This is a genomic window from Streptomyces colonosanans, from assembly GCF_001866645.1.
Lineage (GTDB): Bacteria > Actinomycetota > Actinomycetes > Streptomycetales > Streptomycetaceae > Streptomyces > Streptomyces colonosanans.
In genome coordinates this window covers 213,155-234,085 of record NZ_MLYP01000058.1, presented here as the reverse complement: position 1 = coordinate 234,085, position 20,931 = coordinate 213,155, and the positions used below count along the sequence as shown (strand labels likewise).

Below are 20,931 nucleotides of genomic sequence, written 5' to 3'. Positions count from 1 at the left end.
CTCAGCCGGCGGTGCGTGCCGCGGTCGCTCGTCGGCCCCGGCACTTCGCTCACCGGGCCTGGGCGGAACCGACTGACAAGAGCCCGGTGGCGGGAGGTTGTTACGCCGGGATCTGTAGGAGCCCGGGGCGGGATTCCCTCAGCCACCCGTCACATAGCGGTGGTCACCGACACCGCGCCCACGCGCACGCAGCCAGTCCGACACAGAAGCCCGCGTCCTCCCCGCCGTTGTCCACTTGGTGTGGGAGACCCGCGCGCTCGAGTCCCCAACTCTCGTGGGAACCAGCCCGGTTCCGCTGTGTTCGGCTACTCCTCGCTCCGGTCCCGCCGCGAATCCGGCCGGCTCAACACCACGTGAAGCCGGAGCACTTGCACAAGTCCCGGACACACCCCAAGGGCACACCGACCGGCCGAGCGGACCGCCTGTTGTGGGAGGCGCGCCCGGCCGGGCTGTGTGGTTACCGCACGTCGTAGGCGCGCTTGATGGTCTGGGAGACCGCGTTGCCGTTGGCGTCGGTGAAGGTGACCTTCATCGTTACCTGCTTGCCGGAGGCGCCGGTGTGGTCGAGGACGGCCGTCCAGTTGCCGTCCTGCTGCTCGGTCGGCGCCTGGGTCCAGGTGGCGCCGTCGTCGTAGGAGTAGGACAGCGAGGCTTCCTTGATGGCGCCCGGGGTGTACCCCGCGTGGCCCTCGACCGACAGGCCGACCCTGATGCCGCTCTGCGCGGGCAGGGTGTTCAGGCCGTCCACCGGCAGGTCGTACGCCGGGGAGAGGAGCGGCAGGCCGCGGGAGTAGACGTCGGACTCCAGGTGGGAGCGGAAGCTCCAGGTGGTGTCGACAGCGGTGGAACGCAGCCAGTTGCGGTCACCGGAGTAGATCTTCTCCAGGTGCTGGGTGAGCTCGTACGCGGAGTCCTCGTCCGGTACCTTGAACACGCCGTAGGGGTAGATGAGCCGGCCGATCTCCTCACCATTGCGCTTCAGCGTCAGCTTGCCGATGTCGCCGAAGGAACCGCCGTAGGTCCAGTGGTCGCCGGAGCCGTCGACCCAGAGCGCGTTCTGGATGCCGATCAGGTTGCCCTGCCGCTCGGCGGCCAGCATCAGGTTGCCGTCGGCGTCGCGCGCCGCGGCGGGCCGCAGGGGGCCGCGGTACCACTCCTCGGCGCTCCGCTGTCCAGCCCGGTAGGTGCGATCGTGGTCCGACATGAACGCGGCAAACGGGAAGCTGGTCATCGCGCCGTGGTACCAGGCGTCGTCGCCGGTCGTGTAGTAGGCGGTGCGGGTACCAGGCACGTGGACCGTCTGGTACAGGCTCACGGGGATCTGGGTGTCGCTGCTCCCGGAGGGACGGAGGAACAGCGCGTCGATGTAGTCGGCCTCCTTGCCCAGGGCATGCCACGTCTCGGTGACCTGGGCCAGCCGGGAGTCATTCGGCTGGTAGGCCTGGTCGGAGTGCAGCGGGCCCTCGGTCGGGAACGACAGGTTGTAGACGTAGGACGAGCCGTCCTCGGAGCCGGTCGCGCGCCAGGTGGGCCGGAACTCGAAGGTGCCCTTCTGAGCGCGCCCGTCGATGTCTGCGTAGAACTTCTGCACGGCGCCGCCGGCCGCGAGTGTTCCGCTGAGCTTCCAGGTGTCGTCCCACGTGCGGGCGTAGCTCAACGTGGTGCCCTGCAGCGTCGAGGGGCGGTCGGTGTGCAGGCTCAGCTGGTGGGCCTTGCGGGCGTCGAGGACAACGGTGGTGTCCTTGGTGATCCGCAGCTGCGGATGGGCGAGGTAGCTGACCGATTCGGGCGTGTTGCTCGCGTCGGGCGTCGTCACGAAGCTGCTGAGGGCGTAGTCGCCCGGGCGCACACGGTAGGTCTGCTCGGGCGCACCCGCGTTGGTGCGGCGCTCGCCCTTGTCGGTGTCGAGGCTGGCGAGGTCCAGGGAGGAGGGGCCGGTCGCGGGCTTGCCGTTGCGGTCGACGACCTTGACCCGCAGGGTGACCGTCTCCGGCTGGACGTAGAGGGTGACGGGCACGGAGACGTGCACATCGCCGTCGGTGGCCAGGATCCGGCCGGTGACCGCACCGTACTGGGCGTCCTTCAGACGGGCGGTGGGGTCGATCTGCAGCGGCACCTGAGCGGTGGCCCCCGCCGGGACCGTCACCTTGTTCTCCGCCGGCTTGATGATTCCGGCGGTGACGTCGCTGCCGTCGTTGCCGTGCACACCGCTGACCTTCAGATGGAGCGTCAGGTCACTGTCGCCGGTGTTGGTGAAGGGCACCTGCACGGTGGTGCGGTCCGACGGGTCCTGCGGCCAGTTGTAGCTGCCGGCCTGGACAGCCGGCGCGGAGAGCGCCTTCTGGTTCACCGCGCCGAACACGTCGAGCACCCCACCGCCGGTCTGGTCGGCGCCGGCGACCTTGCCGCCGGTGCGGGCTGAGGAGACCAGGGCGGCCTTGATCTGCTGCGCGGTCCAGTCCGGGTGGGCCTGACGCACGACGGCCGCGGCGCCCGCGACATGCGGGGTGGCCATGGAGGTACCCGACATCGTCCGGTAGGCATAGACGCCGCGGCCGCCCGCACTGGCCGCCGAGATGTCGACGCCGGGGGCGGCGATCTCGGGCTTGAGGGTGTGGGTGACGGCCACCGGACCGCGGCTGGAGAACTGCGCGGTGGTGTCGTCGCGGTCGACGGCACCGACGGTCAGCACGCTGGGCACGCAGCCGGGCGAGGAAACGGTCTCGATGCCCGGGCCGGCGTTGCCGGCGGCGACGACGAACAGGGTGTGGGTGTTCTGCGAGAGCTGCTTCGTGGCCTGGGCCATCGGGTCGGTGCAGTCGCGGATGGTGGGGTTGCCCAGGCTCATGGAGACGACGTCGGCCTGCTGGTCGACGGCCCACTGCATACCCGCGATGATCCAGGAGTCCTGGCCGTAGCCTGCGTCGTTGAGGACCTTGCCGATGAGCAGGGAGGAACCGGGGGCGACGCCCTTCTTCCGGCCGTCACTGGCCGCTCCGGACCCACCGACCGTGGAGGCGGTGTGAGTGCCGTGGCCCACCCGGTCGTCGGTGGTCTTGGAGTCCGTGAAGTTCTGCGACGCGGTGACCCGGCCCGCCAGGTCCGGGTGCTCGGCATCCACGCCCGTGTCCAGCACGGCGACCTTGGTGCCCTTGCCGTCGTAGCCGGCCGCCCAGGCCTCCGGCGCGTGCACCTGCGCGGTGGACCGGTCCAGCGTGGCCTTGACCTTGCCGTCCAGCCACAGCTTCTTCAGCGTGGAGCCAGAACGTGAGCGGGTGTTGGTGATGTCCTGCCAGAAGGCGGCGGCGGTGTCCTTGCCCGCCGTGAGCGCGACGCCGTCCACAGCGGGGAGGCTCAGGCCCCGCTCGGACCCGCGAGGGGCCGCCGGCGCGCTTTCGGCAACGTTCACACTGTTCCGGTAGGTGGCGATGAGCGGCAGCGTGTCGGTGTGTGTGTCGTCGTATCCCTGGCGGATGAGCCCAGTGACGTTGAACAGCTGCTCGTCGACCTTGCCCTCGGCGATCGCCTGGGCCGCATCCTCCGGGTAGACGTAGAGGTCCTTGCCCACCTGATAGGTCTGGGCCATCGGTTGCGTACCGTCCACGCGGGGCAGCACCGCCGCCGAACTGCGGCCCGACCTGTCCGTGGTCACCAGCACCTTGTCGCCGGTGACGAGCGTGACCGTCACCTGCTTGCCGCCCGTTGCCGGGGTCCCGCTGCCGATGACGGGTCTCTTCCCCGAGGCCCCGTCAGGCGGCGTTTCCGCCGCCCCTGAAGGTGCGACTGCGGTGACGGCCAGGACGGCGGCGGTCGCCGCACCCAAGGCCATACGGGATATGGAGCGCATGAATCTCCTAGTTAACGACGCTGTGAACATGCCATTCCGGGGCCGCAGCCTGGCAGACATGCGCATGGCGTGGGGACGCCGCGCGTGGCGGGTTTCCCGCATGACGGTTTTCCGTCACGCGGTCACATCAGTTGGTACGTCGACTCGGTGAGGCTTCGGACCTGGCCGGTGGGGGTATACTCCGTCGGCCCGACGTCTGCCCAGGTGATCGCGCCGGAGGGGGCGTGGGCGCATTGCCCACTTCTTGGCCAGCAGCAGGCCCAGCCTTCCTCAACCCCCTGCGGTCACGCCGATTTCGCCGGATCCGGGCGGGCTCCCAGCCGCCGCCGCGGGTCAGGCCCGGGGCTCATGAGCGAGTTGCGGTCGGATCGCACATCGGCCGCGGCCCGCTGGGAGGCTGAGGTTGCGGGCAAGGGGATGCCTCCATCTCGGATCACGGGCCCGCGCGCGGCGCAGCAGGAACCGGCAGGAGTTGGCGGCGACCCTCGCAGGGCGACCACCAGGGACGAAGGCTCCTCGGCCCTCAAGCCGAGGAGGTCAAAGCCAGCCCGCACGTGCGGCGTGCCACCCGAGTTGGAGGCGCGAATCCGCTCCGGCAAGGTCCATCAGACGGCGTGTCCTGCGCTCCACGGTGCGTATGGAGAGACCGAGTTGGGAGGCCGCCCGGCGGTCGGAGAATCCTGCCAGCAGCAAGGCGAGGACTTCCAGTTCGCCCTCGGTTGGCTGCTGATCACCTGTCGGTTCCGCGTGCACACCCGCTGTGGTGGTGTACAGCGGCCGGGCCTGGTCCCATTCCCTCTCGAAGAGATGGACCAGGGCCGTCAGCAGGCCGCTGCGGTGCACCACGAGCGCGCTCGGTTCACCGCCGGAGTCCGCCATGTCCAGTGGCACCATGGCGCGTTCCCGGTCCGAGACGACCATCTTCAGCGGCAGCGAGTCGACCAGGCGAATCTCGACGCCTGCCGTGATGGACGCCCACACATCCCGCTGTATGTCGCGGCCGTCGAGGTAGTCCTTGGCCGCCACGACCCGGAAGTCGACTCCGCGATCCAGCGCGAGACTCTCCGACATGTCGGCGTCCTCGCGCGGCACCGCGACGGGCGCGCCGACGAGGAAGACGAGCAACTCCTGCTGGGCGCCGCGCTGCAGTTGGTGGAACCGGTGGGCGACCTGCTCCATCCCGACGACCGCCTCCACGACGCTGCCCGCGGGGTGTGCGGCGGTACTGCGGTACTGCTCGATGAGCATCGAGACCGCGGTCTCGGCCCGGTGCAGCGCGTTGCGCTGCTCGACGAGGAACGGGGCCAGGGCGACCGAGGGCGGTGTGAGCCGGTAGCGGGCGGGCTGGGGGCCGGCCCCGCAGTCAGCCGAGTCAGGTGCCCCCCTCTCGGCCTCGCTGGCGACCGCCGCCAGGCCGCGTGTCGTCAGGTCAAGGAGTATGCGGGCGGTTTCGGCCTGCCCGAGTCCGGTCTGCTGGGCGAGTTCCTGCGCGGTGGCTGTCGGGCGGGCCAGGAGTGCCGTGTAGACGGCCTCTTCGACCGGCCCCAGTCCCAGTGCCTGCAGCATCCAGCTCCTCCTCGGGTGAGCACCGTGTCCGGCCCTGGCACTGCTCGCATGGACCGGATTGCCCTCGACCGAACCCTAACCGGCTGTCGTGATGTCACCATCGACCGTTTGCCCGGGCAGCATTCCACCCGGGACGCCCCGCACGCGGCCTCCCAGGTGGGAAGCACCTCGCAACCAAAGTTCCACGACAGGGCCGGCTGATGCTGTGATTCGTGCCCTGTGCGCTGCTTGCTCGACCGCGTCTGAGACGGTGCTTGCTGCCGCCGGACCGGTGGGTGTGTGGTAGTTGACCCACATCCCTGACTACATGGATCCGTTGCTTGAACACCGGACTTGGGCTCTGCACCGCCATGGCCCTCCGCTCAGCGACGAGTTGGGCGCCTGACGCCATTGCACCGCAGATGTGTGTTGCCACCCTGGCACGAAGGCCGCTACGGAGCCTTCACCGTTCAGGCCTTGGACGCCTGCTGTTCGACGGCGATCTCCCGCTTGAGGATCTTGCCCGTTGCTCCCTTGGGGAGTCCATCGGTGAATGTGACGATCCGCGGGTACTTGTAGGCAGCAACCCTCTGTTTGACGTAGTCACGTATCTGACCGGCGGTGGTCTGTGCACCGTCCCGGAGCGTCACTACGGCGGCCACCTCCTCCCCGTGGATCTCGTGCGGCACGCCTATGACAGCGGCTTCGGCAACAGCGGGGTGTTCATAGAGCACCTCCTCGATCTCGCGCGGATAGACGTTGTATCCGCCACGGATGATGAGGTCCTTCTTCCGGTCGACGATGAAGTAGTAGCCGTCCTCGTCGACACGGGCGAGATCACCGCTGTGGAACCACCCGTCCCGGATGGCTTCCGCGGTCGCGTCCGGACGGTTGCAGTAGCCTTTCATGACGTTCTCACCGCGGATCGCGATCTCGCCGACCTCGCCCGGGCCCACGGTGGTGCCATCGTCTGCGATGAGTTTGAGTTCGACTCCGCGGATGGGCAGACCGATCGAGCCGGCCTTGCGTGGCCGGTCCGGAGGGTTGAATGCGGCGACCGGCGACGTCTCCGACAGCCCGTAGCCCTCGAGCACAGTGACGCCGAATTCCCGCTCGAAGCCGTGGAGTACCTCGACCGGCAAGGAAGCGCCGCCGGAAACGGCCAAGTTCAGTCGGGAAAGCTCGTAGCCATCGGGGATCCCGGCGCGGAGCAGGGCCGTGTACATCGTGGGGACGCCGAGGAAAACGGTGACCTTGTCCCGGTGCATGATCTCCAGCGCTCTGGCCGACTCGAACCGCGGCAGCAAGGTCAGAGTCGCCCCAGCCGCGACCGCGGTATTGAGAGCACAGGTCTGTCCGAAGGCGTGGAACAGTGGCAGGCCCCCGAACAGGACGTCGTCCGGCCCGACATGGAGCAACGTCTCGGCCGCGGTGGCGGCGTTGGTCATCAGGTTGCGATGGGTCAGCTCGGCGCCCTTCGGGGTCCCCGTTGTGCCCGAGGTGTACAGGATCACGGCCGTATCATTCTCCGCGCGGTCCACGACCTGGGGTATCGGGTCGGTGGCCTGCAGCAGGGATCCGAAAGCCGTCGGGTCCGTGACCAGGCATTCGGCCCCGACCTCTGCCGCCGCCGCGGCGACTTCGTCTGCGAACAGCGGGCACGCCAGCACGATCCGGGATCCGGAATCCCTGAGTGCGAAGGCTATTTCACGGGCCTTCAGTAGCGGATTCATCGGCACGACCACGCCGCCGGCACGGAGGATGCCGTAGTACGTGACAGGAAATTCGGTGGCGTTGCGCATGACCAATGCCACGCGATCACCCGGCCGGACGCCCTTGGCGTGCAACAGCGCGGCGACTCGGGCGCTGCTGTCGTTCAGCTGGGCATAGGTGAGGGCCAGATCGTCCTGGCGAACGGCGACCCGGTCGCGGTCGGCCCATGCCGACTCCACCAGGAGTGTGGCCAGGTTGTTCATTCGGTCTCCCCTAGGATTTGGGTGGGTGACGGTGCCCGTGGCGGCGGGTGTCGCCGAGGTCCGCGGATTTCTGTGTCGCGATCACGTCCCGGGGCGTGATCCCGCCGCGGCCGGGACCGCCTCCGCTGCGGTGCAGGGTTCCCCAGAAGTCCGGTGGCAGGTCGCGTCCCTGCCGTAGGGCCAGCCACAGCCGCAGCACGTGCCGCTGCCGCTCAGGCTCGGCGAAGTCCTCGTACTCCGTGCGGGAGTGCAGAACCGTGTGGTTGTTGAGGAGCAGCAGGTCACCGACCTCGAAATCGACGTCAAGTCGCAACTCCGGGGAATCCGCCAGTTCGTCGATCAGGTCGAACAACTCGACGTCTGCCGGCTCCAGGGCGGGTACAGCAGGAAAGCGCTGCGCGGACTCCAGGTAGCAACGGTTGTAGCGCAGGCTGAGTTTGCCCCCGTACCAGCAGGCGAGTGGAACTGCCGAGTACGGCTGCTCGCCGGGGACCTGCTCCTCCCGGCGGTCGAGAAAATGGGTCCGGTACAGGCGCTCGACCAGATCCGGCCGCCGCGCCAGCACGTCGTTGTAGACCGCCGCCGAGCTGACGACAGTGATGCGTGCGCCGGAGCGGGCCGCTCGCAGGCACAACAACCCGAGGACATCGGACCCGTCGGTGTGGAACGGCAGTCCCGCCCTGGTCTGGTAGCCGCGCGTCGCGGGATCGGCCATGGAACGGCCGGTGTCCCGGGCGTGGCCGAGCATGTGGCCCGCCGCGTTCTGCGACACCGGAATACCGAGGTGCCGACCCAGACCCCAGAAAATGGTGCTCGCAGCCGCCGGGCTGTACCGCTCGACCGGAATGCGTTTGACGAGCACGAAGCCGCGTCCGTTCTCCAGTACGTCGGCGATGCGTTCCAGCTCGCCGGCCAGAGCCGGTACCGGAAAGTCACCGGCGTCCACCTTCAGCAGTGGAAGACTCCGCTCACGCACTGTGCGCAGGGCCGCCTCGAGTTCGCCGATCTGTGCCGGTGAGAGCCGCAGGACCCACTCCTCGGAGTCCGCCAGGTCCGGGCCTCTCCACACAGCCGGCCCGGTGCAGGGCCGGCGCAGCACCTCGATCACGCTCGTCATGGTGACCTCTCCAGGGTCGCGTGCCCGCCCGGCCGGAGCTGCGCGACTCCCGGCTGACCGGGGACCGGAAACCGCACACACGCCCCTTCTCCTCTCCTCGCGGAGGAACCCCACGACTTCGGCGCAGGCATTTCCGCCCAAGGCCACCCGAATCGAGATTCCTTATCGCTTTCCAGGGCTGGTCAACGGTTGGACTCTTTGTCATGGTGTGCTCCGTCGAATTTCATGTCGGTCAGGACCTGAATCCAGACGGCGAGCTCCCATGCAGTGGTGCAACGCTAAGTCACGCCCCGGCTCATCGCTTGACCTGACGTGACATCTGACTTATCAACTGGGGACAGAGCCCTGGGAGTGCGCCCATGAAGCCCCGTGTCCGCAACGCCGCGCTGAGCAGCTACGTCGAGGTCAGCCAGTCACTCGGCATCGACCCGCTGTCCCTGATGAAGCACGTGGGCCTGGACCCCGTCGGTCTGGCGGTCCAGGACAGATGGATCTCCGGCGTGGCCGTGGTCCAGTTGCTCGAGCTCTCGGCGGCGGCCTCGCACCATGAGGATTTCGGGCTGCTCCTCGCCGAGCGCCGCCGCTTCTCCAACCTCGGCCGCATCAGCCTGGTCATCCGCGAGGAGCCCGACGTCCGCAGCGTACTCGAGCTTCTGATCCGCCATGAGTACATGTACAACGAGATGCTCCGCAGTCGGCTCTCCGAGGCGCACGGCCTGGCCACCCTGAAGCTGTGCCTCGACCTGGGTGAGGCGACGGCGGCCGGCCAGGCCGCGGAGCTGGCCGTGGGCGCCTTCCACCAGGTCCTCCGCAATTTTCTCGGTACTCGATGGCAGCCGGTGGCCGTGTGTTTCACACACGGCGCTCCAGCCGACACCCGAACCCACCGGCGCATCTTCGGCCCTGTCGTGGAATTTGACCGGGAATTCAACGGGATCGTCTTCTACGCCAGCGACCTCGACGCTCCCAACCTCATGTCGGACCCGCTGCTGCGGACCTACGCCCGGCAGTATTTCGAGTCCATCGCCATCTCGAGGGACACGACCGAACTGGACCGTGTGCGCGAGCTGATCGAAGTCCTGCTGCCGACCGGACGCTGTTCGATCGAACAGGTCGCAGGCAGTCTCGGCGTCGACCGGAGGACCGTGCACCGGCACCTGTCGGCCTCGGGCGAGACCTTCTCCTCCTTGCTCAACGCGACGCGTACGCAGCTCGCCGAGCAGTTGGTGGCGAACCCGCGCCGCTCGTTGACGGAGATCTCCAGGCTGCTGGGATTTTCCGCATCCAGCGCTTTCTCGCGCTGGTTCAGCGAGCGGTTCGGCTGCAGCCCCCGGGAGTGGCGACTCCGGAGGACCAGGCAGCAACCGTTCACCGAGGGATGACCACCGACGGTCACCCGCTACCGGGAAGCGCGATCGCTCACGCGGCCTCGGCCGAGCCCCTGAGCCGGGCGGCGCGAGCCGGGGAGGGACGGTCCCCAAGTGATAAATCAAATGTCACCTGTCGTTAAGCATGCCGCGTAGTCGGCCCTTAACGTGGCACTACCGCAAGGAAGACTGTCGGCCCCACGGGGACGAGCAGGGATCCTGCTCGCAACCGCATCTCCCCCGGGGCCCGTTGATCGTATTCGGGCTGCCCAGCGAGTCCGGAAATCCCCTCTGTCATCCCACTTCACTTCGCGCCGCACCCCAGGCCCCGCATCGCGGCAGTGATGCGTGCAGCGAGTGAAGACCGATCCTCAAAGGAGATGGACCGTGCACTTCTTCGACGACTCCCTGTATCCAGAGAACCAGGAGAAGCTGGTCATCCAGGCCGCGCCCTACGGGCCGGAATGGCTGCCCGGTGACGCCGACGACCTCCCGCTCACCATGGATGAGCATGTGCAGGCGGCGGTCGACTGCTACAACGCCGGCGCCACGGTTCTGCACATCCACGTGCGCGAGCTGGACGGTCACGGATCCAAGCGCATGTCCATGTTCAACGAGCTGATGGCCCGGCTGCGCGAGGCTGTGCCTGACATGGTCCTGCAGATCGGCGGGTCGATCTCTTTCGCCCCCGAGGACGAGGGCGCCGACGCCAAGTGGCTCAGCTACGACACCCGCCATATGCTGGCCGAGATCACGCCCCATCCGGACCAGGTGACGATCGCGATCAACACCAACCAGATGAACATCGTCGAGCTCTTCGACGACGAGGACATCGAGGGCACTTCCATCGCCAAGCCGGCGTACTACAAGGCCTACCGGGACATGGTGGTCGAGGCCGGACCGGATTTCTACCTCGAGCACCTCAAGCGACTCCGCACCAACAACATCCAGCCGCACTTCCAGCTCGCCAACATGGCGCAGCTGGAGACCGTGGAGCGGCTGATCCGCAAGGGCATCCACAGCGGGCCGTTGGTGCTCAACTACGTCGCCATCGGCGGCGGGTTCGCCGGCCGGCACCCGGCCGACCTGATCGAGTTCATCCGCCGCGTCCCGGACGGCGCCGTGCTCACCATCGAGGCCTCCATGCGCGCGGTGGCGCCGATGAACGCCATCGGTATCGCACTGGGAACACATGTGCGAGTGGGTAACGAGGACAACCTGTGGCGGCACAAGGGCGAGCGGATGTCCTCCGTGGAGCAGGTCGAACAGATGGTCCAGATCGCCAACGTGCTCGGCCGAGAGATCGCCACCGGACCGGAGGCGAAGAAGATCTACAAGATCGGCGAGTGGTACTCGGACGCCGACGCGACCCTCGCCCACCTCGGGATGGTACCCAACCGCCGTCCCGGCCAGCGCGGCCCCATGCTGCGCGGCGTCAAGAGCTGACCCAGTCCACGAGCAGCGGTCGCGGGACCGAGACGGCATCCACCCCAGCCGACCGGAGACGGTCCGCGACCGCCACGCCGCACACGAGCAAACGGAGCAACCCATGGCACACGCCATTCGCTTCCACGAAACCGGCGGCCCCGACGTCCTGCGGTGGGAAGAGGTCACCGTCGGCGACCCGGGCCCGGGCGAGGTACGCATCCGGCACGTTGCCGTCGGACTCAACTTCGCTGACACCTACTTCCGCACCGGCCTGTACCCGGCCCCGCTGCCCGCAGGCCTCGGCGTCGAGGCTTCCGGTGTGATCGAGGCCGTGGGCGAGGGCGTGCAGCACGTCGCCGAGGGCGACCGAGTGACCTACACCGGCAGCCCACTGGGCGCTTACAGCACGGAGCGGGTCATGCCCGCGGACTCGCTGATCAAGCTGCCGGAGGAGATCAGCTGCGAGACCGCCGCGGCGATGACCATGCGCGGTCTCACCTCGGCCTACCTGCTGCGCCGAATCCACCCACTGAAGTCCGGCGACACCGTGCTGCTCCACGCAGCGGCCGGCGGCGTCGGCCTGATCTTCTCCCAGTGGGCAAAACTGCTCGGCCTCACCGTGATCGGCACGGTCTCCAGCAAGGAGAAAGCCGAGGTCGCCCGGGCCCATGGCTGCGACCACATCATTTACTACCGGCGCGAGGACGTGGCCGAGCGCGTGCGTGAGCTGACCGGCGGCAAGGGTGTCCCGGTCGTCTTCGACAGCATCGGCAAGGACACCGTCGCCGGATCCATGGCCTCGCTGCAGCGCCGCGGCCTGCTGGTGTGCTTCGGCACGGCCTCCGGGGTCCCGCCGCTCGACGCCATGCAGCTGGCCGTCCACGGCTCGCTGTTCGTGACCCGGCCCGCGCTGGCGGACTACATCGCCGAACCGGCCGAACGGGACTCCCTGGCGGGCGAGCTGTTCGGACATGTCGCGTCCGGCCGCATCACGATCGAGATCAATCAGCGCTACGCCCTCCAGGACGCGGTACAGGCACACCGCGACATGGAAGCGGGACGAACTACGGGATCTTCCGTCTTCGTCCTCTGAGCACGCCGTGCCCCCTCAGTCATCCCAGGAGTGAGCACCATGCCCCAGACCATCCGCCCGAGGGAAGACACGCCCGCCCCGGTGCGCCCTGGTGTCCTTCGCACCTCGATCAGGGTTGAGCCGCTGACCTGCACCATCGGTGCCGAACTCTTCGGCGTGAACCTCGGCGACGCCGCGCGCGACGACGACCTGTTCTCCGAGATCAAGAATCTGCTCCTGCAGTACAAGGTCCTGTTCCTGCGCAACCAGGACATCACCCGCGCCGAGCACGTCGCCTTCGCCTCCCGCCTCGGCCCGTTGGAGGACCACCCGGTGGTCGGCAGCGACCCGGACCACCCGGGGCTGGTCCGCATCTACAAGGACCTGAACAGCAATCCCGAGCACTACGAGAACGCGCTCCACTGCGACGGGACCTGGCGTGAATGCCCTCCCATGGGAGCGGTGCTGCGCTGCGTGGAGACGCCCGAGGTGGGCGGTGACACGATCTGGGTCAACATGGCCGAGGCCTACCGCAGACTGCCCGATCACATCAAGACGCAGATCGCCGGCCTGCGCGCACGGCACAGCATCGAGGCGACCTTCGGCGCCGTCATGCCGATGGAGCGGCGCCACCAATTGAAGGCCCAGTTCAAGGACCCGGAACACCCGGTGGTCCGTACCCACCCGGAGACCGACGAGAAGATCCTCTTCGTCAATGCCTTCACCACGCACTTCGTCAACTACCACACGCCCGAGAACGTGCGCTTCGGCCAGGACTACGCCCCCGGGGCGGGCAACCTGCTGGCGTACCTGATCAGCCAAGCGGCCGTCCCCGAGTACCAGGTGCGCTGGCGCTGGCAGAAGAACAGCGTCGCCATCTGGGACAACCGCTCCACACAGCACTACGCCGTCCAGGACTACTGGCCCGCCGTCCGCAAGATGGAGCGTGCCGGAATCGTCGGCGACAGACCCTTCTGAGCCTTGAGCAGCGACGGAAAGGTGACGCCCATGGGACTGCACACGACCGGCACTACGGTGCCGGCCATGTCTCCCGACGAACCAGCCGTACCCCGCAGCTACGCCTGGCTGGTGTTCGCCCTGAGTTTCGGGCTCCTGCTGTCCGACTACATGTCGCGGCAGGTCCTCAACGCGGTCTTTCCCCTGCTGAAGGCACAATGGCTGCTCTCCGACGCCCAGTTGGGGTCGCTGAGCGGCATCGTGGCCCTGATGGTCGGTGTGCTGACCTTCCCCCTGTCGCTCCTGGCGGACCGCTGGGGCAGGATCAAGAGCCTGGTCATCGCCGCAATGGTGTGGAGCCTGGCGACCCTGGGGTGCGCCGTTTCCGCCGGCTACGGCCAGATGTTCCTGGGCCGGTTCATGGTAGGCGTCGGAGAGGCGGCCTACGGCAGCGTCGGTATCGCGGTCGTCCTCAGCGTCTTCCCCGTCCGTCTGCGGGCCACGCTCGCCGGCGCGTTCATGGCGGGAGGGTCGTTCGGTTCCGTGCTGGGTGTGTCGGTCGGCGGCGTCTTGGCCCAGGCATACGGCTGGCGCTGGGCGTTCGCCGTCATGGGGATCTTCGGCCTGCTGCTGGCCATGGTGTACAGCCTCGTGGTCACCGAGAAGAGGCTCGGGCCGGCCTCCAGCAAGCACAGCAGCGCGTCTGGTGAAGGCGCTCCCGTCCGGACCCTGCTACCGCGGCTGTTCTCCTCGGTCTCCGTCATCTGCGCCTACATCGGCAGCGGAACGCAGATGTTCATCGCGATGGCCCTGCTGGCCTGGATGCCCAGCTTCCTCAACCGCTACTACTCCATGGCCCCCGCGAAGGCCGGTCTGGGTGCCGGGTGCTTTGCGCTGATCAGCGGCACCGGCATGATCCTGTGCGGGGTCGTCGCGGACCGCCTCAGCCGGCGGGCCGGGATCCGGAAGTGGACCGTTGCGATCGCCTGCAGTCTCGGGTCGCTGGTGCTGCTGATGACCGGATTCCACCTGCCGGCCGGCCCGCTGCAGCTCGCGCTGATTGCCACCGGGACCCTGGTGGCCGCCGGTACCGCCGGACCGGCGGCCGCCATGGTGGCGAATCTGACCCCTGCCGCCATCGCGGCGACGGCCATGGCCACGCTCACCCTGGCCAACAGCCTGCTCGGGCTTGCCCCGGGACCCGCAGTGACAGGCGTACTCGCGGACCGCATGGGTCTGCTCGGCGCACTGCAGGTGGTCCCGCTTGTCGCGCTCGCGGGCAGCGTGGCGTTCACCATCGGCAAGTTCTCCTACGAAAAGGATCTGCGCCGCCTGGGGCTGTTCCCCGACCTGGCCCTCAAGACCCCGGAGTTGCAGTCATGAGCCTCACCGCGTCGCCGACGGTCGTGATCGTCCCTGGACTACGCGATCACATGCCGGACCACTGGCAGACCATCCTCGGCAACAAGATCGAAGACTCCCGTACGGTTCCGCCGCTGGCGACGGGCAGGCTGAGCTGCGACGCCCAGGTTGCCGCCTTGGACGAGGTGCTGTCGGACCTCTCCGGCCCGGTTGTGTTGGTCGCCCACAGTGCCGGGGTGATGACCACCGTGCACTGGGCGCAACGCCACCAGCGTTCGGTCAAGGGGGCGCTGTTGGCTGCGCCGCCGGACTTCGACACCCCGCTGCCGGAGGGCTACCCCACGCCGGAAGCCCTGCGAGAGAACGGCTGGACGCCCGCGCCGCGGACACCCCTGCCTTTCCCCAGCATCGTCGCGGCCGGCACGAACGACCCCTTGGCCGGCTTCGAGCGTGTCACCGGTCTCGCCCGGGCATGGGGCAGCCGCCTGGAAAACCTCGGCCCTGTCGGACACCTCAACCCTGCGTCCGGCTACGGCGAATGGCCTCGAGCCGAGGAACTCATCCGCGAGTTCGGCTGAGCTTCGTCCGAGAAACCCGCCTGATGCACGACGCCTGCCGTCGCGCTCCCTCCCGTCCTCGTCGAAGGGAGGGAGCCGTGCACTCTGCGGCTGCCGACCGCGCGCAGTGCTGCTGCGAGCCCCTGAGCTGCATGGATGACATTCTCGGCAGGCGCAGGCGCTGAAACGGCCGACCGACGTGGCAGCCCGCCCGCGTCCACCACGACGGGTGCGGGCGGGACACCGACGCGTCAGCCGGCACCGCTCACCCGGATACGCTGGGCCGCCCGTTCTCGACGTGCCCCATGAGCCGCCTGCGGAAGTCCTCGCAGGTGACCTCGGTGTCGTACCAGCCGTGCGCCTCGTTCGTGTCGTGCACCACGGTCACGGTCCGGCCGGGCCGTACGACGACCGTGCGCTTGTCCACGGTGAACGTCCGTGCCGTGTTCCCCGTGTTGTGCAGCCCGATCCGCAGCAGCCGCGTACGGGCGTCCACCGTCGTGGTGACGTCGACGCCGAAGTCCGTACGCCCCTGGAACTCGCGCCGGAACCCGTTGGGCCCGGTGACCACGAAGTCGTACACCCCGTCGCGCACCGGCACGGTCACGGCGGCCTCGCTGACGACGTCGTAGTGCTGGGGTGTCGCGTACTCCGCCGCGTACGGGTAGAGCGCGAAGTGAGCACTGGAGCGGCCGGTGTTGGCAAGGCTGAGCGTCAGCTTCCCGTCGCGCACGACCGTGTGGGCGTCGGGCTGGTAGGGCAGCGGGCGCGCGGGCCGGGTGCCGGTCTCCTGCTCGGGCATCGACTGGTTCGCGGGCGGCTGCGGGGCCCAGCGGCCACTGAACTGCGGTATGACGCCGGGCTGTTCCACCTCGGGCTGCCGTGCGGTGTGCCGGAAGTCGAAGGCGCCGGTCAGATCGCCGGTGACCTGGCGGCGCCAGGCGCTGATGTTGGGCTCGCGCACACCGGTCCACTGCTCAAGGAACCGGATCACGGAGGTGTGATCAAAGACCTCCGAGCAGACGTACCCGCCGACGGTCCACGGCGAGACGACGAGCATCGGCACCCGCACGCCGAGCCCGGTGGGCTGCCCCTTCCACCGCTCATCGGTGTTGTCCGTGCCCGGCACCGGCGGCGGAACATGGTCGAAAAACCCGTCGTTCTCGTCGTAGTTGATGAAGACGGCGGTCTTCCTCCACACCTCGGGGTGCGAGGCGAGCGCGTCGAGCACCTTGTACACGATGGTCGCGCTGTGGATCGGCGAGGAGACCGAGGGGTGCTCGGAGTCGACGGCGGACGGCACGAGGTAGGACACCTGTGGCAGCTTCCCGGCGGCGACGTCCTTCGCGAACGTCTCGGCGAGCGTGCCGGTGGGCACACGGCGCAGCGCCCGCTCGAACAGCGACCGCTCGCTCTTGCTCAGGGTCGCGACACCCTTCTCCAGAGCGGCGAGCAGTTCGGTCCGTTGGCTCTCGCTGCCGGCGTCGCGCACCTTGGCGTAGAAGGCCTCCATGTAGGTCAGGCCGGTTCCGGCTTCGGTGAGCACCTTCTTGGCAATGGCCTTGAACGTGGTGAAGAACTCGATCTGGTTGTCGGTGAAGTTCTCCCATTCGGTGTACGTCCGCCAGCTCACGCCCGCGTTCTCCAGGCGCTCGGCGTACGTGCCCCAGTCATAGCCGGGGTGCGTGCCTTCGTCGTACGCGTCGTTGCCGACGGCCCGGTTGCCGTTCGCCTCGTAGCCGGTCTTGCCACTCCAAAGATGGTTGCGGTTGGGGCTGGTCGAGGAGTGGATGGAGGAGTGGTAGGCGTCGCACACGGTGAACGTGTCGGCGAGCTCGTAGTGCAGCGGGATGTCCTCGCGCGTGTAGTACGCCATGGTGGCCGCGGTCTTGGCGGTGATCCACCCGTCGTGCCAGCCGTCGTGCCAGGCCTTGGCGCCGCCGGACCAGGAGTGGTCGAGGGCGCCGATGTACTGGAGGTCCTTCTTCTGCATCGCGGCGGCCTCGCGCACCGGGAACGGCATGACGGTGCGCAGCACGCCCGGCTGTTCGAAGACGCTGTTGCCACTGGGCAGCCGGATCGCATTGCGGTCGCCGAAGCCGCGCACGCCCCGCAGGGTACCGAAGTAATGGTCGAAGGACCGGTTCTCCTGCATCAGGATCACGACGTGTTCGACGGCGGCGAGCCCGCCCTTCGGCGGCGCCCCTGCCTCGGCCTGCGCGGCGAGCGCCTGCTGCAGCGACGGCGGCAGGAAGGACGCGACGGCGGCGGCGCCGAGCGCGCCCCCGCCGATGGCCATGAGGCGCCTGCGCGACAGTTCCGGAGACGAGGACGGGGACACGGGACCTCCGAACGTTGGGGCCTTCTCGACCCGTTGACTGGTTCGGCGGGGACGGTAGTGACAGCAGGTGTCGCGCGGCAGTACGAGAACCAGCCGAAACGTAAACGCTCAAGCGTCCCGGCCAAAGGTCCAGTGGCGTCCGACCACCGCCACAGTGGCATGGCCGGCCTCCTCGGCCTTCCTCTCGACGAGCATCGCGAGGACATGGCCGAGCTTCGCAGGGCACTGGAGGTAGCGCATGGCGAACTTCGCGCTCTGAGAGAGAGCATTGAAGGTGGTGGCGCTGGTCGCCCGCCTGCGCCGCCGCCCGAGCGCGGGGAGGAAAGGCCCCTTCTGGCCCAATGCCCCGCCGGCCGGGCCCCGTCGCCGGGCCCGAATGAGGCCGCCACCTGGTGGCGGCGAAAGTGCGGTGGTACCGCGAGTTGCCCTTCTCACCCGCACTCCCAAGGGATCATGACGATGTCCTTCGGAGGACCGCAATGATCCAAAGCCGCGTACACGTCTGCGACCTACGAGAACACGTCGGCCGTACCGTCACCGTCTGTGGGTGGGTGAGCGCTCTCCGCCTGCAGGGCAAAATGCAGTTCGTCATCGTGCGGGACGGCACCGGCCCGGTGCAGGTCACCCACAAACGTGACGGCGGACCGCTGGAGGCCCAGCTCCAAGCCCTCACCCCCGAGTCCGCCATCAAGATCACCGGGCGCGTCGTGGATGCTCCCCAGGTCAAGCTCGGCGGCCTGGAACTCGTCCCAGAGGCTGTCGAGGTCCTGAACCCGGCCGCCACACCGCTGCCGATCGACGTGCACACAGGGATCGAGCACCGGCTGGACTGGCGCTTCCTGGACGTGCGCCGCCGTCCCGCAGCCCAACTGATGTTCGCCGTGCAGACCACCCTGGAGCAGGGGATGCGCGAGTACGCCTACGCGCAGGGCGCCACGGAGATGCACACCCCCAAGCTCATGGGCACCGCCTCGGAGTCCGGCGCGGAGGTCTTCAAGCTCGTTTACTTCGGCCGCAGCGCCTACCTGGCGCAGTCGCCGCAGTTCTACAAGCAGATGGCGATCTCGGCCGGCGTCGAGAAGGTCTTCGAGATCGGTCCCGTCTTCCGTGCCGAGCCGTCGTTCACCTCCCGGCACGCCACCGAGTTCACCGGCGTCGACGTCGAGCTGGCCTGGATCGACGGCGTCGAGGACGTCATGGCGTTCGAGGAGCACATACTCGCCTACGCGATCGCCAAGGTCGCGGACGCCCACGGCGAGGCCGTCCGGGAGCAGTTCGACGTGGAGATCACCGTCCCCACGACGCCCTTCCCCCGCATCACCATGACCGAGGCGCACGACATCCTGCGCAAGGGCGGCTGGGACCCGGAGGGCATCAAGGAGGACCTGGACCCGGAGGGCGAGCGGAGCATCAACGCCCACATCCAGCAGGCCACCGGCCACGAGTTCGTGTTCATCACGCACTACCCGGTCGGCACCCGGCCCTTCTACCACATGCGGCCGGCCGACGACCCGAGCGTGACCCTGAGCTTCGACCTGCTGTGGAAGGGGCTGGAGGTCACCACCGGCGCGCAGCGCGAGCACCGCTACGACGTGCTGCTGAAGCAGGCCGCCGAGAAGGGCATGAGCCCAGAGCCGATGCAGGACTACCTGAACGCCTTCCGGTACGGCTGCCCGCCGCACGGCGGCCTGGGCCTGGGCCTCGGACGGGTGCTGATGGCGATGCTCGGTCTGGAGTCGATCCGCGAGGCCACCTTCCTCTTCCGCGGACCCAACCGGCTCACCCCGTAGCCGACCGGCTTCCACGGCCCGAACCGTGCCGGCAGGTCACGCCACTGCACTCCGGTCCGCACCCGGTGCAGAATCCCGTCGATCACCTGCCGGTGGTCCCGCCACCGGCCACATGACCTGCCCGCCATCAGCCACAGAACACGAAACGTTACGCCGACTCCGGCGGCGGACTGTCATGCAAGATCGAGGTCAGCCGTTGTAAGACCGGTCAAGCCTGCTGAGCGATAAGCGGATGGATTCCGCGTCAGCCCCGGCTCAAGACCCCTGCTGTATGACGGCCGGTTGTCGGAATCGCGGCGTCCCATTCCTGGGACGCCTCCTCGAGGGCATCGATGCCGGATCCGCAGATCACCGGCCGCAGAGCGTCGAACTTCTCGTCGCTCCACTGGTAGATCCCCAGCGCCAGGAGCCTGTCGATGACCTCCGGGGTGAAGCGTTTACGGACTTCCCTGGCCGGAGCGCCGGCCACAACGGTATAGGGCGGCACATCACGTGTGACCACACTTTGCGCAGCGATGACGGCACCCTCACCGAGTGTTACGCCAGGCATGATCATGGCCCGCATGCCGATCCAGACGCCGTCCTTGATCACGGTGTCGCCCTTGCCCAGGTAAGCCCTGACGCGAACGTCACGGAAGGGGTAGAGGCTGAACCAGTCTGTGCGATGGATGTGGTTGCCGCCCATGAGGAGTACGGCTTCGGCCCCGATGCACACGTAGTCTCCGATGTGCAGCTGGTCAATGGACCAGGCGGGTTCCCAACCCGTTCGGCTGTATTCATCTCCGTGGAGGTAGCGCACCACGGACTGCTCGAAGTCGCCGGACCAGGCGTGGCTGTAATAGCTGTGGGTGCCTCGCACGTGGATGTTGGGGTTGGTCACGGCTTCATGAAGGTACTGTGGCCTCGACCAATGACGCTCATTCGACATGGTTGTTTACTCTCGGGTAGAAGCGGACGGAGTTTCTCCCCGGTGGGCAGGAATCCCAACGGCCTGCGCACCGCATATTCCCCGTTCCCGGCCGACACCGGTTCGAAAGTCCACACCAGCCCACGCGGCGGCTCTCAACGGCCAGGTGCAGGTAAGGAATATCCACATCCCCCGCAGACACGCGCCCTTCTCCTTCCCTTTCACTCCAAAGAAGCGGCTGAACGGTCAGTTGGCCGACACATCCTCGTGAACTTCGGTCGCTGACGCTTCCACTGCCGCCAGATGCTCCATACAGTGCCCTTGGAACGGCCGGATGTGCATCGACCGGCCGCACCGTGCGTGGTCCGACCGGAGTCATCAACTCGGTGCTCATCGCATGTCCACGCCTGACATCTGGATCACCTGGCTCCGCGACCACCGCGCCGGGAAGTGGCCCCCGTTCCCCGGCGCCCACTGTCCACCACAGCTCACCCGTTCGGCGAGCTGACGTGGGATCGCATGGTCCGTGACCTGCGCGAAGAAGGCGGAACGACCGGCCAAACGGACTTTTGACCATCACAGTGGCCGAAGGTCACCGTCCAGACCCAGGCCATCAGCCAGTCTTGGCAACGGCCGGAGCCCCTCCGCCGCCCGAGCCGACCTCC

At 68.0% G+C, this 20,931-nt stretch carries 14 protein-coding genes and 1 pseudogene; 7 read left to right on the top strand and 8 right to left on the bottom strand.

What is annotated here, in order from left to right:
- Window positions 1-457 precede the first annotated feature (457 nt).
- The 4 genes from BIV24_RS22560 to BIV24_RS22545 form a co-directional block, all read right to left on the bottom strand.
- Window positions 458-3,847 carry a S8 family peptidase gene (locus BIV24_RS22560; RefSeq protein ID WP_071368217.1) on the bottom strand — a complete coding sequence of 1,130 codons (3,390 nt, stop codon included), beginning with the start codon at window positions 3,845-3,847 and terminating at the stop codon, window positions 458-460.
- Between the two features lie 537 nt (window positions 3,848-4,384).
- Window positions 4,385-5,413, bottom strand: a complete 1,029-nt coding sequence (locus BIV24_RS22555; protein ID WP_071368216.1) for a helix-turn-helix domain-containing protein — start codon at window positions 5,411-5,413, stop codon at window positions 4,385-4,387.
- Between the two features lie 449 nt (window positions 5,414-5,862).
- Window positions 5,863-7,368, bottom strand: coding sequence for a long-chain-fatty-acid--CoA ligase (locus BIV24_RS22550; RefSeq protein WP_071368215.1), 1,506 nt, complete (start codon window positions 7,366-7,368; stop codon window positions 5,863-5,865).
- A gap of 10 nt (window positions 7,369-7,378) precedes the next feature.
- Complete coding sequence (locus BIV24_RS22545) at window positions 7,379-8,485, bottom strand: TauD/TfdA family dioxygenase (RefSeq protein WP_071368214.1); 1,107 nt, start codon at window positions 8,483-8,485, stop codon at window positions 7,379-7,381.
- 359 nt (window positions 8,486-8,844) lie between these two features.
- On the opposite strand from BIV24_RS22545, the gene BIV24_RS22540 reads away from it, so the two are divergent.
- From BIV24_RS22540 to BIV24_RS22515, 6 genes are all read left to right on the top strand, one after another.
- A complete protein-coding gene (locus BIV24_RS22540; RefSeq protein ID WP_071368213.1) occupies window positions 8,845-9,867 on the top strand; it encodes an AraC family transcriptional regulator in 1,023 nt (340 codons plus the stop codon).
- Between the two features lie 372 nt (window positions 9,868-10,239).
- Complete coding sequence (locus BIV24_RS22535) at window positions 10,240-11,298, top strand: beta-keto acid cleavage family enzyme (protein WP_071368212.1); 1,059 nt, start codon at window positions 10,240-10,242, stop codon at window positions 11,296-11,298.
- 103 nt (window positions 11,299-11,401) lie between these two features.
- A complete protein-coding gene (locus BIV24_RS22530) occupies window positions 11,402-12,373 on the top strand; it encodes a quinone oxidoreductase family protein (RefSeq protein WP_071368211.1) in 972 nt (323 codons plus the stop codon).
- Window positions 12,374-12,412: 39 nt separating this feature from the next.
- Window positions 12,413-13,330 carry a TauD/TfdA dioxygenase family protein gene (locus tag BIV24_RS22525; RefSeq protein WP_071368210.1) on the top strand — a complete coding sequence of 306 codons (918 nt, stop codon included), beginning with the start codon at window positions 12,413-12,415 and terminating at the stop codon, window positions 13,328-13,330.
- Between the two features lie 30 nt (window positions 13,331-13,360).
- Window positions 13,361-14,692: an MFS transporter gene (locus tag BIV24_RS22520; protein ID WP_071368209.1), complete on the top strand. Its 1,332-nt coding sequence runs from the start codon at window positions 13,361-13,363 to the stop codon at window positions 14,690-14,692.
- Complete coding sequence (locus tag BIV24_RS22515) at window positions 14,689-15,249, top strand: RBBP9/YdeN family alpha/beta hydrolase (RefSeq protein WP_071368208.1); 561 nt, start codon at window positions 14,689-14,691, stop codon at window positions 15,247-15,249. Before BIV24_RS22520 ends, BIV24_RS22515 begins: the two co-directional genes overlap by 4 nt.
- Window positions 15,250-15,493: 244 nt before the next feature.
- On the opposite strand, the gene BIV24_RS22510 is transcribed toward BIV24_RS22515, so the two are convergent.
- Both BIV24_RS22510 and BIV24_RS36120 read right to left on the bottom strand, forming a co-directional pair.
- Window positions 15,494-17,527 (bottom strand): phosphocholine-specific phospholipase C, encoded by a 2,034-nt coding sequence (locus tag BIV24_RS22510; protein ID WP_071368207.1) that lies wholly within the window; start codon window positions 17,525-17,527, stop codon window positions 15,494-15,496.
- 150 nt (window positions 17,528-17,677) lie between these two features.
- On the bottom strand, window positions 17,678-17,809 hold the full coding sequence (locus tag BIV24_RS36120) for a hypothetical protein (protein WP_281247765.1): 132 nt from the start codon (window positions 17,807-17,809) through the stop codon (window positions 17,678-17,680).
- 239 nt (window positions 17,810-18,048) lie between these two features.
- Between BIV24_RS36120 and aspS the strand changes: the two genes are divergently transcribed.
- Window positions 18,049-19,359, top strand: a complete 1,311-nt coding sequence (gene aspS, locus BIV24_RS22500) for an aspartate--tRNA(Asn) ligase (protein WP_071368205.1) — start codon at window positions 18,049-18,051, stop codon at window positions 19,357-19,359.
- A gap of 2 nt (window positions 19,360-19,361) precedes the next feature.
- On the opposite strand, the pseudogene BIV24_RS33515 reads toward aspS, so the two are convergent.
- Both BIV24_RS33515 and BIV24_RS36115 read right to left on the bottom strand, forming a co-directional pair.
- Window positions 19,362-19,487: pseudogene (locus BIV24_RS33515) on the bottom strand (transposase); the annotation flags it as partial.
- Window positions 19,488-19,603: 116 nt separating this feature from the next.
- Window positions 19,604-20,239 (bottom strand): CatB-related O-acetyltransferase, encoded by a 636-nt coding sequence (locus tag BIV24_RS36115; RefSeq protein WP_281247764.1) that lies wholly within the window; start codon window positions 20,237-20,239, stop codon window positions 19,604-19,606.
- Window positions 20,240-20,931: the final 692 nt, after the last annotated feature.